Raw genomic sequence first — 14,391 nt, 5'->3', positions numbered from 1 at the left:
CGCCGGGTGGAGCTATTTCTGCTTGGCCGCACCGATCATCAAGCCGCCGCCTCTGCCACCGGCTTGTCCGGCATCCCGCGTGCCAGTACTCAATCCTTGAAGCACGTTGCCTGCACGGATACCAGCCCAGGCCAATGCCGCCACCCAGAACGTGGGCAAGATCAAGAACATCGTGGCCATCACGAAGTTCAGCAGCATGTCTCCGAAGGTGTTGTTGAGGCCCACCAGCGGATCGAAGTTCGTGTGCGGCCGGTTCCAGCCCCACCCCCAGCCGTAGAGCGCATCGAGGATCGTCGAGTCGATCCAGCGGGCGAGCTGAAACCAGAAGTCGGTGAAGAACAGCGCGAACTGCACCACGCTCACCGTGACCACGGTCTTGAGGTCATAGGTGCCGATCAGCAGCACCAACGGGATGCAGATGACCAGCGCCATCTTGAGCAGGGACAGCACCATCGGCAGCGCCTGCCGCACCACGTCCATCGCCGGGAAATAGCCCAGTGAGCCGACGGTCAGCCCCACGTCGCTGGCGGCACGAGTGACGATGTTGGGCAGCGTCATGTCGATCTGGCCACCGTAGTCCGTGTAGACCGCCCCCTGGTTGAGCTTCTGCTGGCGAGGGCTTGCGATAGCGCGGATCACCGAGTCGTTGACCTCGGCCTGGCTCAGGAAGCCCGCCCAGCCGGCCAGTCGCGTCAGCAGGTTGGGATCGACCTGGGCCAGCAGTCGTGCCCGCAGGCCGTGGCCGCCGTCGGACCACCACTGCCGGCAGGTCGGGTAGCCGCCCCCGCCGGGCACCTGGGCCAGCCCAGCGTCGCGCGTGGCGTCGAACGGCCAGGCATCGCGCGGTGTCCTGGAGCGGTAGCTGTCGTAGAAGCCGGCGGTGCCGACGAAGTAGCTGGAGCCGATCCAGGTGACGTCGTGCATCTGCTCCTCGCTCAGGCTGGGCCGGGTCATGAACAGCTTGGCGCGGGCGGGGCCGTAGCAGTCTCGGGTGAAGTCGCTGATCTCCTGGGCCAGTACCGGGTCGTCGATGCGGGTCGCGTCGATGTCCATGCGGATCTGCCGCAGGTCGGTGCCGCAGGGAATGGCCGCGACCGAGGCGCCGGTGATCGCGCGCGAGATCGCGTGCATGGCGAACCACCACACCGGCACCTTGGCCGACTGGTTGTTGATCGTGCTGAACGATTGCGACCAGCCCGTATCGGTCGGCTCTGGCACATTTACTTGGCATTGGGTCGAACGCGAACGGTCGTACTTGATGGTGTTGAAATCGACGTCGATGAAGGGGATGCCCGCGAACATGATCACCACGATGGCGACGAAGACGCGGTTCTCGATGCGAGCCGAGGACAGCACCCCCTTGTTGCCCTCGTCCGCGCCTTCCGCGCGGGCCTTCAGCCATTCCTGGATGATGATCGCCAGGAACGGGACGGCGAACATGCCGCTGGCGACCAGCACCGACCAGATGCCGTTGTGGACCACCCAGGACACCAGCGTCAGGTAGTACTCCAGGTAGTCGGTGGTGAACAGCGTCATGGCGACCCCGCGCTACCGTGCCTGCATCAGCAGGCCGGCTTCCAGCACGATCACGGCGACGATGGCCGCAACCTCCGCGCGCAGCAGTCGCTGCCCGGCAGCGCGCTCCGGTTCCCGCGTGCGCAGGCGACGGCGCATCCAGAGCCAACCCCAGGCAGTGATGGCGTAGAGCAACAACCGCCAGACCAGGAAGGCCCCGGATTGCGCCGCCATCCAGCGCTGCCAGCCCTCGATGCTGCCCGCGATGCGGATGCCGACCACATTGACGGCGATTGCGGCGATCAGCAGCGACACCGCCCACACCAGTACCCGGATGGCACGCCGGCTGGACAGCCAGCGCGGGCACCGCCCTGCGGCACTCATGGATGGCTTCCGCCGGACGGCGGCCGCTGCAATTCATCGACCCGATTGCGTACCGGGTCGCCCTCGTAGATGCCACGCGCACCGGCGGCGCGGGTGCTGTGGCGCTGGATGATCGCCATCGGCGAGTTGCTGGCCAGTTCGCGGCGCAGCTCCAGCTCTGCCTTCAGGTTGTGAATCTCGCGATCGAGGATGTCGCTTTCGTGGGTGACGGCCTTCTGGGCCAGTTCGTTGGCGGCCACGTTGGGCTCCTTGCGCCCGGTCAGCAGCGTGCGTTGCAGCAGCAGCGCCTTCTCCAGCACGCTGGCCAGCGCAACCTCCGAGGCCAGGCGCCGAGCCAGGATGTCCTGGTCCGTCTCGTCGCGCAGCGCCTCGATCACCCCACGAGTGATGGGCAGCGACGCTCTGCTCGCAGCCTGCAGGTTCTGCGCCGTGGTTGGACGGCTGCCGGCGACCAGTTCCTGCAGGGCCTGCAGCTTGTCCTCGTATTCCTCCTGGATCAGCGGGGTCAGGCCAACGCCCGGCGTGGTGACGGTCTTGGTGCATGCATCGCAGGTGCGCTGTTCCTGCTCGCCCAGCACGCGAACGGCCCAGGCCGCGGCGGCATCGGGCGAACTCCAGGTCTGGCAGGCCAGGTTGCCGCCGCAACTCGCTTGCGGGATAGAACTGGCATCGCCGACGCCACGGCCGTTGAGCAGGTTGTAGCCGGCGCGGGTCACGTCGCCGACCACGCGCACTGGACGTTGGCCCGCGCCGCCGGCGTTGTCTCCGCCGACCCACGGTACGCCATTGTTGCCACGGTTCGCCTCGGCGTCGTCGATGGCCGAGACCGCATCGGTGCTCGCGACGGCCTGCTTCAGCGCCATGCCTTCGGCGAGTTGGTCCCAGCCGAGCTGCCCACCCGCCATGTCGGCCATGCGGTTGGCGATGGCACGGCAGGTCAGCTTGCTGCGATCGAAATCCAGCCTGGCTTGCAGCACCCCATTGGTCAGCAGGTTATACAGCCCTGGATCGGCGCGCTGGATGATCAGCGCGGGCAGCGACGCCACGGCAGCGGTGGCGTTCTGGATCACCGAGGACATGATGGCCTGGAAGCCGTTGGTGATGCCGTTCAACTGGTTCTGCAGCGTGGTGGTGATGCTCATGTCGCCACAGATCAGGTTGCTGTTCCAGCCGACGCCAACACCGATGGAGTGCATGTTGGCCGCACCGCTCATGGATACCGCGCGGCCGCCCCCAATGCTGTAGAGCACGTCGTCGCCGATCACGCTGCCCTGATGCTGGACGCCGTACTCGTTGACGCTGGTCTGCGCCCCGGCGCCGGAGCAGCACATTGCTGCAACGGCCAATGCGACGCAAAGAGATCGACGGGCGCTCGGCGGTGGAGTCGTCATGGCATCGGGCCTCACAGGAAATCGACGCTGCCGAGGAACACCTGGCCGCGGCGCTGGCAGCAGCTATAGGGACGCCACAATGCCCAGGCGTAGTCGCCTTGCCGGGCCTGGGCCTTGGCATTGCCGTGGGGGAATACCGCGCAACTGCTGGACAGTGTGGGGGTCAGCTCCTGCCACTTGCCCGTGGCGGCATCGGTTTCCATCAGGGCGGCGGCCGGCCAGTAGCCATCGCGCGAACTGGCGAGCAAGGGCTGGTACACGTGAATCTGGTTGCGGCGCGTCACGATGTCACCCGCGCGCTGGGCAACCACGGCCGCGGCCTTGTGGTCATCCACCTGGTGCAGGAAGCCGCCGCGCGGATAGACGTTGCCCCAGAGATTCAGGCCCGTGCGCGTGCCGATCTCACGCCGCCCGGGAATCAGTGCTTCCGGATACAGCGCCTCGGGGATGTTGTAGCGCCATGCCAGCGTGTCGAGCGTGCTCAGCAGATAGGGCATGAAGGCGGTGCCGGCGCCCTCGCAGGTGTAGCCGAAGGCGCTGGCGAACTGGCTGAACACATGGCCACCGGGATGGCCGATGACGTCGGCGTTCTTGAACTTCGCCAGGTTGTTCTCGTGATCCTCGTTGGTGGTGCCGTCGCCACCGGCCTTCGCGGTCGGGTTGGGCAGGCTCATCGCCCGCACCTCGACCCAAGGGTTCTCGCCGGTGTTCGAGTAGCTCGACACCACGGCATCCGGGATGTAGTGGCGCACCTTGACCGAGGTGCGTACGGTGCATCCCGTCCAGGTGCAATAGAGCCAATAGCAGATGCCGGTGACGCGGTATTCCAGGCAATCCGGCGACAGGGTGGAGGCCACGATGGTGGCGGTGTTCAGTGCAAAGGACGATGCGGAACACCCCAGCAGCAGCGCTGCGATGGCCAACCGCTGGCGCCGGGATGGCGCGAACGGACGCCTCGTCATGGCTGCGTCCTCCGGTATTGGTCGATGCGGGCTACCGCACGGGCCACGTCCGTCTCGCCATAGACCACGTATCGGCGATCCACCACGATGGCGGGAATCTTGGTGACGCCAAGGCTCCAGGCATCGGCAATACCCTGGTAGGCGGTGCCGATCCTTCGCTGCAGGTCTGTACCGCCCAATTTCAGGCGTTGCTGGACGATGGCGCTGGCGCGCTCAGGATCGGTGGGCAGGTTGTCGGCCAACTCCGCTTCGAGCGCCGCGGCCGCGTCCAGGATGAGGTGTCGGTCAGCCTGGCCAAGGACCGGATGATGCGAGTCGGTAACGACCCAGACTTCCGAAGCGGCGGCGCGAGTGGCCAACGCCAGAATGGCGATGGCCGTAGCAAGCCATGCTGGACGAGCGCGAGCGGCATGAGGAACAGCGCGAGAGTCCATGGGACAACACCGGAGGGAAGCCAATCCGGTGGCAGTCGAACCGAAATCCGGCTTCGACACGACAAACAAACCGGAGACCGCGCCGCCCCGTTTTCACCTTCCTTGTCTGCCCCGACTCGCTGATCCGGACCTACGCGCGTGCCATGAGCTGACTGTGTGCAGTGGATGGGTATGGGCCGATCCAGCCCCGTGGCCCACTCTGTTCACGTCGGATGCCGACGCAGACATGATCGGCCTTCAAAGCCGTTTTCAGACCAGAGTCGCCTGAAAATTCCCATGCTTGCCACGCCTCGGATACACCTTCCCCATCATCACCAACAATCGCTTGCGCGCCATCCACAGGTTCGACAGCGCGAACAGCACGTTCAACTGCCCGGCATTCTTCGCCAGCCCCCGGTAGCGCACCTTCGTGTAACCGAACTGACGCTTCACCACACGGAACGGATGCTCCACCTTTGATCGCACCTTGGCAATCAGGTGCTCGATGAACTCGCTCACGTCCTTCAACTCGCCATCGGGCAACGCCCTGATCCGGCTCCGACGCTCGGCTATGTGCCACTGAACCCGCTTGTCCTTCTGCTCCTCGCACTTGTCCGCACCCGTATAGCCGGCATCGGCATAGACCACCTTCTCCTTGCCATGCAGCTGTTTGCCCGCTTGGGTCACGTCGGCCACGTTCGCCGCAGTACGCACGACCTCACCTTCGCTGCCGGCCCGTATCAGTCCATCAGGTACCGCCACCTCACCATGCGCTCGCCCAAGTCGAGCGTGTCGCCATCGACGCTGAAGCGGCCATCGCCCTGGTGGTGGATCAACCGCGTTTCCTTGCGTGCCGTATCAATCCAGACGCGTTGGACCTCCAGCACCCACAGGTTGTAGCGGCGTGCCCAGCCATCATCGGCGACGCGGCACTCCAGGTTGGCCCAGCATTCGCGCACCAGCGGTGCCTCCACGGTTTGCGCGGATGCGGGCGTCAGGCCGAAATGGGCGAACTTGTCGAGCGCATCGCCCGAGCAGTTGCCGATGTCCACCACCGTCTCGGCCAGATCCACCGTCGGAACCGCCAGCACGCATTCGCCCGTGTCCGACAGTGCACGATGGCTGTAGTCCCACGGCCCGATGATGGCGCCGACCAAGGGTGGATCGTGCTGCATCATCATGTGGAACCCCATCGTCATCAGGTTGGCGCGACCATCGGCACCGCGCGTGGACACGAGCACGATGGGACCGGATTCGAGGACGCGATAGGCTTTTTCTGCTGGCAATTCATTGAGCATGGTGTGATCTCCTGATGCACCGCAGCGGCACGCAGCACCTAGCCACATGCCCGCCCTCGTGCGAATTTACTCCGCGAAATCCGTGGCATCGGATGCGCCACGCCATGCGTCCAGGTCCTTGCGCACCGCCTGCATCTTCTGCTCGGCCAGCGTGTTGGCGATCTTGCCCGCGAACAGATGCACGGGCGGCTCGGCCACCGCGGCGGCTTGCAGAATCAGCGTGGCCACTTTCTCCGGGTCGCCGGCCTGCTTGCCGTCCAGACCGTTCAAGTGCAAATTCAGCGAGGCCTGCGCCTCGGTGTAGTCAGCGATCGAACGCTTGGCCACCACCAGTGTGTCCTTGGACAGGAAACCAGTGCGCACCGGGCCGGGATAGACCACCGTGGCCTTGATGTTCAGTTCGGCCAGCTCGGCGGCCAGCGTCTCGGTCAGCCCGGCCAGCGCAAACTTGCTGGCCACGTAGCTGCCCCAGCCCGCATACCCGCCCTGGAAGCCGACGATGGAGGCCACGTTGAACACATGCCCCCTGCGCTGGGCGCGCAAGTGCGGCAGCGCGTGGCGCAGCACATGCAACGGCGCGAACACGTTGACATCGAAATTGAGGCGCAGTTCGGCATCGCTCAGTGCCTCGATGGTGCCTTGCTGCCCGTAGCCGGCGTTGTTGACCACGCAGTCGATGCGGCCGAAGGTGGCAACGGTCTTGTCGATGGCGGCTTGAACACTGGCTTCATCGACCAGATCCACTTCCAGCGGCAGCAGCCGCTCGCGGTTGTTTCCGAACGCCTGTTGCAGGCTGGCCAGCGTGCGCGAGGTGGCGGCCACCGCATCGCCCTGCGCCAGCACCTGACGTGCTAGCGACAGGCCAATGCCGCGCGCGGAACCCGTGATGAACCAGACTTTGGAAGGGTTTGCTTGTTGTTGCATGGATGAAAACTCCTGTGAGGTTGAAATATGGGTTGGGTTACTGGATGGCCACGCTCATGCCGCCGTCGGCCATGACCACCGCGCCGACGATGTAGCTGGCCTGATCCGAAGCCAGGAAGGCGGCGACTTGCGCGATTTCCTCGGGACGCGCGGCGCGGCCGATGGGGGCCTTGCGTCCGTGTTCGGCCAGATAGGCCTGGCCATCGGGCTGAATGGCGTTGGTGATGTTGGTGACGGCATCGCCTGAACCGACCGCGTTGACGCGGATACCGTGGGCAATGGCCTCCAGCGCCAGCGTGCGGGTCAATTGCGCCAACGCGCCCTTGGACGCGGCATAGGCGGCAATGCCGGGAAAGCTCTGGTAGCAGGCGTAGGAGCCAATGTTGACGATGGCGCCGGAGCCGGCGGCCATCATCGGACGCATGGCGGCGCGGGAGAACAGGAAGGCACCGGTGGCATTGACCGACAGCACCTGGTTCCATTCCGCCAGGCTCATCTCGGCGACCGGGCGATTGATGATGATGCCGGCGTTGTTGACCAGGATGTCAAGGCGACCGAATCGCTCAACGGCTGTCTGCACGGCCAGTTCAGCGCTGGCTTCCTGCGCCACGTCGGCCACGATGGGCACCACACCCTCACGCGCTAAGGCATGGACGTTATCGCCACGGCCCACCGCGACGATGCGCGCGCCCTGGCGATGCAGCAATTCGACAGTTGCCAAGCCGATGCCGCTGGCCGCGCCAGTGACGATGGCTACTCGCTCGGCGAACGGCAGGATAGGTGAGGAAATACTGGCTTCGGACATAAAAACTCCTTGCGAATGAATGGCTGTCAGGATCAATACGGACTGGCCGTGGGACGCACGATGAGCTCGCTCACGTCCACGCCATCGGGCTGCGCGATGGCATACGCAATGGCCTGCGCTACGGCCTGCGGTGGCAAGGCGATGCGGCGGAACGCAACCATGGCCTCGCGCGCGGCTGGATCGGTGATGTGATCGGCCAGTTCGGACTCGACCACGCCGGGGCTGACCAGCGTCACCCTGATGGCATCGGTCTCCTGGCGCAGCCCATCGGAGATGGCGCGCACTGCGAACTTGCTGGCGCAATAGACCGCAGAAGACGGCCACACCTGATGCGCGCCGACCGAGGCGATGTTGACGATGTGCCCATGGCCTTGCGCCTGCATGATCGGCAGCACGGCGGCAATGCCGTGCAGCACGCCGCGCACGTTGACGTCCAGCGTGCGGTTCCACTCCTCGATCTTCAGCGCGGCCAGTGGCGATAACGGCATGACGCCGGCGTTGTTGATCAGCACATCGACGCGGCCATGCGCGGCATGTGCTTTGGCGACGATGGCTTGCAGATCTTCGAGGCGCGTGACGTCCAACTGCACCGCCTCGACATGGCCGCCCTCGGCGCGCAGTTCGTCCTGCAAGGCGGTGATCCGGTCCAGGCGCCGCGCTCCGATGTAGAGGTGGTGTCCTTGCCGTGCCAAATGGCGGGCCGTGGCCTCGCCGATGCCGCTGCTGGCGCCAGTGAGCACGATGACCTTAGTAGTGTCCGGTGTCGTGGATAGCATGATTTCTCCTTGTGCTTTCTTGGCTGGCGCGGAGGCAAGCCAAGGCATTGCAAACAAGGTGAAATCGTAGGCAGGACCGCCTGGACGAACTAGGTCGATATCTCTTGCATCATTGCCTTATCCTATTCATGATCGACAATAACTACGGTAGATGGGGTAGAAATATAGCCATTTCATTGTTCCATGATGGTGAAGCCATGCCCGACCCACAACCCGACCTGTCACGACAGGCGGAAATGGCCGAATTGATCCTGCAACTGGCCCCGCACGAAGGCCACACCCGCTCGCTGCTCGACGGCGTGCGCCTGATGCGCGCCGATCGCCCGCTGGGACGCACGCCCGTGCTGTACGAGCCGAGCATCGTCATCGTCTGCCAGGGCCACAAGCGCGGCTATCTGGCCGACAAGGTCTATCACTACGACCCGCAGCACTATCTGGTGCTGTCGGTGCCGCTGCCGTTCTCGACCGAGACCGACGCCAGCCCGGAGGAGCCCTTGCTGGCCGTATCCGTGCGCCTGGACAAGACCGCCGTGGCTGATCTGATCGTGGAGGTCGACCAGCAAACCGGCCGCGCCGCGTCTGCCCCCGCGCCGGCCGGCATCGTTTCCACGCCGCTGGACGAGGCCCTGGCCGACACCACCCTGCGCCTACTGCGGGCGCTGTGCTCGCCATTGCAGGCGCGGGTGCTGGGGCCGGGCATCGTGCGCGAGCTGTGCTTCCGCGTGCTGATCGGCGAACAAGGCGGCGCCATACGCGCGGCGCTGGCCAGCCAGGGCAGCTTCGAGCGCATCGCGCGGGTGCTGCGGCGCATTCACCACGACTACGCCCAGCCGCTGGACGTGGCGACTCTGGCCGACGAAGCCGGCCTGAGCGTGCAGGCCTTCCATGCACACTTCAAGGCCGTGGCCGCGACCTCGCCGATCCAGTACATCAAGTCGGTACGGCTGCACCAGGCGCGGCTGATGATGATCCGCGACCGCGTCACCGCCGCCGGCGCGGCCGCGCGCGTGGGCTACGAAAGCCCTTCGCAGTTCAACCGCGAGTTCAAGCGCCTGTTCGGCCGCAGCCCCGGCGAGGAAGCGCGCGAAATGCGGTCGGCCTTCGCGCTGATGGAACCTGCCCAGCTTGAGGTCGCTGCCGTTACGCACTAAACGCCGGCGCATCCGGCCCAAGAGCGCGCAGCATCCAATCCACAAAGGCGCGCAGCTTGGGCGTCATGCGGCGGTCAGCCGCGTACAACAAGTGCATGGGGCGGGCCGGCAACGCATAGCCCTCGAGCACGCGTACCAGCCGGCCAGCCGCCAAGTTGGCTGACACCGCGTGCTCGGTGCCATCGCGTACGAAACGCCATTGCCGGCTGAATGCCGTCGGCCATGCCGAAAGGCCCACGCATTCGTGACCGGCCAGGTCAGCCGGCTCGCGGGGCGTGCCGTGCCGAAGAACGGCAAGCGAGGGAATTTCCAGGCGATTCCGGCTTGAAAGGGCCAGTGGAGGCAAGTGGATGGGCATCCATGATCCAAATGCCAGCACAAGCTCAGTCGCATTGTTCAAGTCGGAGTCTTGTTCAGAGGATCCCTAGGCACTCCGATGTGATCAGCCCGACTTCTTCCGAAATCAATCAGCAGTTTGTAGTCCGGCTTGAGTGCTTCGGCAATGCCTTAGCCTTGATGATTGCGACCCACGCGCAATGTCATCGTCATGAAGTCGTCCCATGCAATCGTCGTTATCGACATGCCTCGTTGGTTGTGACTTGTTGGAATCGCCCCAGGCGTTTCTCCGTCGTCCAATATGCCAGGGCTGCCACCGGCAGTGCGGCCCCCAAACCGGAGGTCCACGTCCAGCCACCGTGGGCATAGGCCCATGCGCCAAACGCCGAGCCGAGCGAGCCACCCAGGAAGAATGCCGCCATATAGAGGCCATTGAGTCGACCACGCATGTTCGCGCCCAGCATGAAGATAGCGCGCTGGCCCAGCGTCAAATTGGCCGCGACACCAAAATCCAGCACGATTGCGGCTAGCACGAGCAGGCCCAGCGCCCAGCCGGAACCGGGTTGCGCCAGGTGCGTCAAGGGGAACGCCAGCGCCACCATACCCATTGCCAGCGCGGAGGCCCTGTGGCTGTGACCCAGGTCGGCAATGCGCCCGGCCAGTGGCGTGGCGACCGCGCCCGCGGCCCCTGCCAAAGAGAACAGCGCGATGCCGCTTTGCGACAGCCCGAACGCCGGGCCGGCTAGCAGCAGCGGCACCGTTGTCCAGAACACGCTGAACGCCGCGAACAGCGCGGCATGGTAGAGCGCGCGGCGGCGCAACACCGGGGTATCGCGCAGAAGATGTCCCATGGAAGCGAGCAGGCCACTGTAGTGCAGGCCGAGGCCGGGCTGACGAGCCGGCAGCGTGCGGGCCAACACTACGATCAGCACCAGCATGGCGGCTGCCGCCAGCAGGAACATAGCATGCCACGAGGCCAGATCAGCGATGAAGCTGGCGACCGGCCTCGCCAGCATGATGCCGAGCATCAGCCCGCTCATCACGTTGCCCACTGCCCGGCCGCGCGACGCTTCGGGCGCCAGATGCGCAGCATAGGGCACCAGCACCTGCACAGCTACAGTGTCCAGGCCGATGCCCAGCGCCGCCGCTAGGAACGGCAACGGCTGGCGCGCCAGCCCAGCACCCAGCAGCGCCATCGCCGCCAGCCCCAGCAGACCAAGCGTCAGCCGGCGGTTCTCGATCAGGTCGCCGAGCGGCACGAGCAACAGCAGGCCTAGCCCGTAGCCAAGCTGGGTCAGCGTCACGCTCAGGCCGGCTGCCTGCGGCGACAGTCCCAGCGCCATGGCGATCGGGCCGGCCAGCGGCTGCACGTAGTACAGATTGGCGGCGGCCAGGCCGCAGGCCACCGCCAGCAGCAGCGTCAGCCTTGCTGGTGCAGTTGGGGCGTGATCTTCCCCCGTCATGCCTGTCTGACCCGGCGCGCGGGGCTGCGCGATAACGCTGTCCCGTACAGATGGATCTCGCCGTGCGCGAGGCTTTCGAAAAGCGAACTTCATGAAGTTTCTCTCTGATTTAATTGGAAACAAACGCTTCCTAAATTAGGAAAAAAATATCAGGCTAGCGCCTTGAGCGCGATCGTCACGACGGCCTGCATCTGTGCACGGCTGCGCCCGGTCTTGCCGACCACTCGCATGCCTTGCGTCAGGCACAGCAGCATCCGCGCCGTGGCTTCGGCGTCGACATGGATCTTGATCGAGCCGTCCGCCTGCCCCTGGCGGATCAGGTCGGCCAGCATGGCCTCATTGCGGGCCAGCGCAGCGGCGACGTGATCGGCCACGGACTTGTCTAACGTCGAAAGCTCCACCGTACTAGCGACGACCAGACAGCCTTGCCGTCCTGTGGTGCCGTGTGCGGACTCGGCATAGAAGGTCAGTGCGGCGTGCAGGCGCTCTAGGCCTGTGCCGCCGTTGTTGATGGTCTGGCGCAGATTTTGCGTTCGCTGGGTGCGGTAACGATCCAACGCCGCCAGGAAAAGCGATTGCTTGTCCTTGAACGCTTTGTAGAGGCTGCCCTGGGCCAGTCGCATGGCGCGGGTCAGGTCGGTGATCGACGCACCGGCATAGCCGCGCTCACTGAAGACGCGGATCGCTTGGTCAAGCACCTTGTCGGCGTTGAATTCGCGGGGACGGCCCCTGCTGCGTGGAAGAGATGAGGAAAATTGGACAACCATGCTGGCCATTATATGGAATTGATCGTTTCCTAATATAGCAATTCACCGGAGGTTTGGGCGAGTCGTCATCGCTGCTGAAGAGGAATGTCACTTCCAATGTGCGCGGAACGTTGAGCTGGCGGCCGCTCGTGCGGTCTGGGAGGCGTACCGTTTCATCTTTCCCGCACCTGGGTAAGATCGATCCTGCACCAAGGAGATACCTGCCAATGCACAGCTTCGAACCGGTCGATGTCCGCTGCATCGCGCAAGGTCATGCCGATCATGTCCAAGCCATCGACCAGCATCCGCTTCTGCCTGGGTTGCAAATCGAAGGGATATTCATCGCCCTGCGGCGTGGAAACGATTTGCTTCCCCAAGTCGATGGTCAAGCGCTTGTCCTGGCCATGCGCCACGCTGTCCATTAACACTTGGACCTGCTCCGGCGGCAAGGTGACAAGCAGCAAGCGATTGTTCATCGCATTGAAATAGAAGATCTCTCCGTAACTTGGCGCGACGACCGCATCGAATCCGGCCTGCTGCAATCCCCACACCGCATGCTCACGGCTCGAACCACAACCGAAGTTCGCCCCGCCCAACAGAATGCGCGCGCCGCGATATTCCGGACGGTTGAGCACGAAGTCCGGGCGAAGCCGCCCTTCGGCGTCGAAACGCAGGTCATGTAGCAGTCCGTCTGCCAGTCCGCTCTTGTCGATCCCCAGCAGGAACTGCTTGGGCATGATCTGGTCGGTGTCCAGGTTGCCGATTGGCAATGGTGCCGCTATGCCTGCGATACGGTGCGTTTCGCTCATGCGCGGAACTCCTTGCGAATGTCCACGATGCGTCCGGCAATCGCGGCAGCGGCGGCCATGGCCGGACTCATCAGATGCGTGCGGCTGCCCCGGCCCTGACGGCCCTCGAAGTTGCGATTGGTCGTGGAGGCGCACCGCTCGCCCGGCGCGAGTACGTCGTCGTTCATCGCCAGGCACATCGAACAGCCCGGTTGCCGCCATTCGAATCCCGCCTCGACCAGCACCTGCGCGGTCCCTTCGCGTTCGGCCTGGTCACGGACCAGCCCGGAGCCAGGCACCACCATCGCCCGCACGCCCGGGGCAACCTTGCGCCCCCGCACCACCCGAGCTGCCTCGCGCAGGTCCTCGATGCGGGCGTTGGTACACGAACCGATGAACACGCGGTCGATCGGAATACCTTCGATCGGCGTGCCGGGCGCCAAGCCGATGTAATCCAGTGCCTTGTGCCAAGTCGCCCTCTCGATGTCACCCGCGGCATCGCTCAACGGCGGCACGGTGCCGTCTACCGGCACCGCCTGGTCGGGACTGGTACCCCAGGTGACATAGGGAGCGACCTCGGAAGCATCGAATCGATGCTCGGCATCGAAACGCGCCGATGCGTCCGTGCGGAGTTGCTTCCATGCCGTGTGCGCGGCCGCCAGCGCAGCGTCGTCCATATCGCAGATCCGCTCGGACACGTAGTCGGATGTGATCGCGTCAGGCGCGATCAGCGCCGCGCGGGCACCGGCTTCCACGGTCATGTTGCACAAGGTCATGCGCGCCTCGGCGGACAGTGCGGCGATAGCTTCGCCGACATACTCGACCGCATAGCCACGCGCGCCTTGTGCTCCGATCTTGGCGATGATGTGCAAGATCAGGTCCTTGGACGTCGTCCCCAGAGGCAGTCGACCATCGACTTGGATTCGCATGTCCTTGGCCACGCGGTACACCAGAGTCTGCGTGGCAAGCACATGCTCCACTTCCGACGTGCCGATCCCGAACCCGAGTGCCCCGAGGGCACCGTAGGTCGTGGTATGGCTGTCGCCGCATAACACGACCATGCCGGGACGGATCAGGCCAAGTTCCGGCGCGACGACATGCTCGATTCCTTGCATCGGATCACGCACGTCGAACAGCTCGATCCCCTGCTCAGCGCAGTTGGCGGCAAAGTTCGCCGCTTGCCGTGCGGCGGGGGCGATGTCGATCGTACGCGCCGCGATCGGCACCGGGCGCGTGGGGATGACGTGATCGACCACGCCCATTTGCTGGTGTGGGCGCCGCACCCGCAATCCACGTTGCGCCAGTCCTGCAAAAGCTTGTGGGCTGGTGTATTCGTTCATGATGTGCAGGTCGACATATAGCAGCACGTTGTCGACATCGAGGCGTTCGACGGTGTGCGAATCGACCAGTTTTCGGTAAAGCGTCGTCGCTGGCATGGG

Annotated in this window: 16 protein-coding genes; 1 reads left to right on the top strand and 15 read right to left on the bottom strand. The window is 64.8% G+C overall.

Features of this window, described 5'->3' with window-relative positions; genetic code table 11:
* Nucleotides 1-12: 12 nt before the first annotated feature.
* From ACUTAG_RS11355 to ACUTAG_RS11310, 10 genes are all read right to left on the bottom strand, one after another.
* A complete protein-coding gene (locus ACUTAG_RS11355; RefSeq protein WP_121493191.1) occupies nucleotides 13-1,536 on the bottom strand; it encodes a conjugal transfer protein TraG N-terminal domain-containing protein in 1,524 nt (507 codons plus the stop codon).
* 12 nt (nucleotides 1,537-1,548) lie between these two features.
* On the bottom strand, nucleotides 1,549-1,899 hold the full coding sequence (locus tag ACUTAG_RS11350) for a hypothetical protein (RefSeq protein ID WP_032958314.1): 351 nt from the start codon (nucleotides 1,897-1,899) through the stop codon (nucleotides 1,549-1,551).
* The gene (locus tag ACUTAG_RS11345; protein ID WP_446650173.1) at nucleotides 1,896-3,290 is read right to left on the bottom strand and encodes an integrating conjugative element protein; all 1,395 of its coding nucleotides are present in this window, start codon (nucleotides 3,288-3,290) and stop codon (nucleotides 1,896-1,898) included. The genes ACUTAG_RS11350 and ACUTAG_RS11345 overlap by 4 nt, the downstream gene beginning before the upstream one ends.
* An 11-nt stretch (nucleotides 3,291-3,301) precedes the next feature.
* Nucleotides 3,302-4,252: a TIGR03756 family integrating conjugative element protein gene (locus ACUTAG_RS11340; protein ID WP_043223426.1), complete on the bottom strand. Its 951-nt coding sequence runs from the start codon at nucleotides 4,250-4,252 to the stop codon at nucleotides 3,302-3,304.
* On the bottom strand, nucleotides 4,249-4,686 hold the full coding sequence (locus ACUTAG_RS11335; RefSeq protein ID WP_446650172.1) for a TIGR03757 family integrating conjugative element protein: 438 nt from the start codon (nucleotides 4,684-4,686) through the stop codon (nucleotides 4,249-4,251). The genes ACUTAG_RS11340 and ACUTAG_RS11335 overlap by 4 nt, the downstream gene beginning before the upstream one ends.
* A 249-nt stretch (nucleotides 4,687-4,935) precedes the next feature.
* Nucleotides 4,936-5,379: a transposase gene (locus ACUTAG_RS11330; RefSeq protein ID WP_162949381.1), complete on the bottom strand. Its 444-nt coding sequence runs from the start codon at nucleotides 5,377-5,379 to the stop codon at nucleotides 4,936-4,938.
* A 26-nt stretch (nucleotides 5,380-5,405) separates the two neighbouring features.
* Nucleotides 5,406-5,963, bottom strand: a complete 558-nt coding sequence (locus tag ACUTAG_RS11325; RefSeq protein WP_142096624.1) for a flavin reductase family protein — start codon at nucleotides 5,961-5,963, stop codon at nucleotides 5,406-5,408.
* Between the two features lie 66 nt (nucleotides 5,964-6,029).
* On the bottom strand, nucleotides 6,030-6,887 hold the full coding sequence (locus ACUTAG_RS11320) for an SDR family oxidoreductase (RefSeq protein WP_446650171.1): 858 nt from the start codon (nucleotides 6,885-6,887) through the stop codon (nucleotides 6,030-6,032).
* A gap of 37 nt (nucleotides 6,888-6,924) precedes the next feature.
* A complete protein-coding gene (locus ACUTAG_RS11315; RefSeq protein ID WP_121493695.1) occupies nucleotides 6,925-7,692 on the bottom strand; it encodes an SDR family NAD(P)-dependent oxidoreductase in 768 nt (255 codons plus the stop codon).
* A gap of 32 nt (nucleotides 7,693-7,724) precedes the next feature.
* Nucleotides 7,725-8,468 (bottom strand): SDR family oxidoreductase, encoded by a 744-nt coding sequence (locus ACUTAG_RS11310; RefSeq protein WP_121493696.1) that lies wholly within the window; start codon nucleotides 8,466-8,468, stop codon nucleotides 7,725-7,727.
* Between the two features lie 197 nt (nucleotides 8,469-8,665).
* On the opposite strand from ACUTAG_RS11310, the gene ACUTAG_RS11305 reads away from it, so the two are divergent.
* Nucleotides 8,666-9,619, top strand: coding sequence for an AraC family transcriptional regulator (locus tag ACUTAG_RS11305; RefSeq protein WP_254210594.1), 954 nt, complete (start codon nucleotides 8,666-8,668; stop codon nucleotides 9,617-9,619).
* Here ACUTAG_RS11305 and ACUTAG_RS11300 read toward each other — a convergent pair.
* From ACUTAG_RS11300 to leuC, 5 genes are all read right to left on the bottom strand, one after another.
* On the bottom strand, nucleotides 9,609-9,977 hold the full coding sequence (locus ACUTAG_RS11300) for a LysR substrate-binding domain-containing protein (RefSeq protein WP_121493697.1): 369 nt from the start codon (nucleotides 9,975-9,977) through the stop codon (nucleotides 9,609-9,611). The genes ACUTAG_RS11305 and ACUTAG_RS11300 overlap by 11 nt on opposite strands.
* A 214-nt stretch (nucleotides 9,978-10,191) precedes the next feature.
* Nucleotides 10,192-11,418, bottom strand: coding sequence for an MFS transporter (locus tag ACUTAG_RS11295; protein ID WP_446650170.1), 1,227 nt, complete (start codon nucleotides 11,416-11,418; stop codon nucleotides 10,192-10,194).
* A 149-nt stretch (nucleotides 11,419-11,567) separates the two neighbouring features.
* Complete coding sequence (locus tag ACUTAG_RS11290; protein ID WP_105775521.1) at nucleotides 11,568-12,194, bottom strand: TetR/AcrR family transcriptional regulator; 627 nt, start codon at nucleotides 12,192-12,194, stop codon at nucleotides 11,568-11,570.
* 143 nt (nucleotides 12,195-12,337) lie between these two features.
* Complete coding sequence (gene leuD, locus ACUTAG_RS11285) at nucleotides 12,338-12,973, bottom strand: 3-isopropylmalate dehydratase small subunit (protein WP_105775520.1); 636 nt, start codon at nucleotides 12,971-12,973, stop codon at nucleotides 12,338-12,340.
* Nucleotides 12,970-14,388 (bottom strand): 3-isopropylmalate dehydratase large subunit, encoded by a 1,419-nt coding sequence (gene leuC, locus ACUTAG_RS11280; protein WP_048939763.1) that lies wholly within the window; start codon nucleotides 14,386-14,388, stop codon nucleotides 12,970-12,972. The genes leuD and leuC overlap by 4 nt, the downstream gene beginning before the upstream one ends.
* Nucleotides 14,389-14,391: the final 3 nt, after the last annotated feature.

Source organism: Achromobacter sp. CSND-B12 (assembly GCF_052906545.1).
Note: the sequence above shows the minus strand (reverse complement) of the source record. Positions and strands in the feature narration are given on the sequence as shown.

Coding starts and splice junctions, on each gene's coding strand:
- ACUTAG_RS11355 (WP_121493191.1), bottom strand. CDS start 1,536: ATGACGCTGTTCACCACCGACTACCTGGAGTACTACCTGACGCTGGTG.
- ACUTAG_RS11350 (WP_032958314.1), bottom strand. CDS start 1,899: ATGAGTGCCGCAGGGCGGTGCCCGCGCTGGCTGTCCAGCCGGCGTGCC.
- ACUTAG_RS11345 (WP_446650173.1), bottom strand. CDS start 3,290: ATGACGACTCCACCGCCGAGCGCCCGTCGATCTCTTTGCGTCGCATTG.
- ACUTAG_RS11340 (WP_043223426.1), bottom strand. CDS start 4,252: ATGACGAGGCGTCCGTTCGCGCCATCCCGGCGCCAGCGGTTGGCCATC.
- ACUTAG_RS11335 (WP_446650172.1), bottom strand. CDS start 4,686: ATGGACTCTCGCGCTGTTCCTCATGCCGCTCGCGCTCGTCCAGCATGG.
- ACUTAG_RS11325 (WP_142096624.1), bottom strand. CDS start 5,963: ATGCTCAATGAATTGCCAGCAGAAAAAGCCTATCGCGTCCTCGAATCC.
- ACUTAG_RS11320 (WP_446650171.1), bottom strand. CDS start 6,887: ATGCAACAACAAGCAAACCCTTCCAAAGTCTGGTTCATCACGGGTTCC.
- ACUTAG_RS11315 (WP_121493695.1), bottom strand. CDS start 7,692: ATGTCCGAAGCCAGTATTTCCTCACCTATCCTGCCGTTCGCCGAGCGA.
- ACUTAG_RS11310 (WP_121493696.1), bottom strand. CDS start 8,468: ATGCTATCCACGACACCGGACACTACTAAGGTCATCGTGCTCACTGGC.
- ACUTAG_RS11305 (WP_254210594.1), top strand. CDS start 8,666: ATGCCCGACCCACAACCCGACCTGTCACGACAGGCGGAAATGGCCGAA.
- ACUTAG_RS11300 (WP_121493697.1), bottom strand. CDS start 9,977: ATGCCCATCCACTTGCCTCCACTGGCCCTTTCAAGCCGGAATCGCCTG.
- ACUTAG_RS11295 (WP_446650170.1), bottom strand. CDS start 11,418: ATGACGGGGGAAGATCACGCCCCAACTGCACCAGCAAGGCTGACGCTG.
- ACUTAG_RS11290 (WP_105775521.1), bottom strand. CDS start 12,194: ATGGCCAGCATGGTTGTCCAATTTTCCTCATCTCTTCCACGCAGCAGG.
- leuD (WP_105775520.1), bottom strand. CDS start 12,973: ATGAGCGAAACGCACCGTATCGCAGGCATAGCGGCACCATTGCCAATC.
- leuC (WP_048939763.1), bottom strand. CDS start 14,388: ATGCCAGCGACGACGCTTTACCGAAAACTGGTCGATTCGCACACCGTC.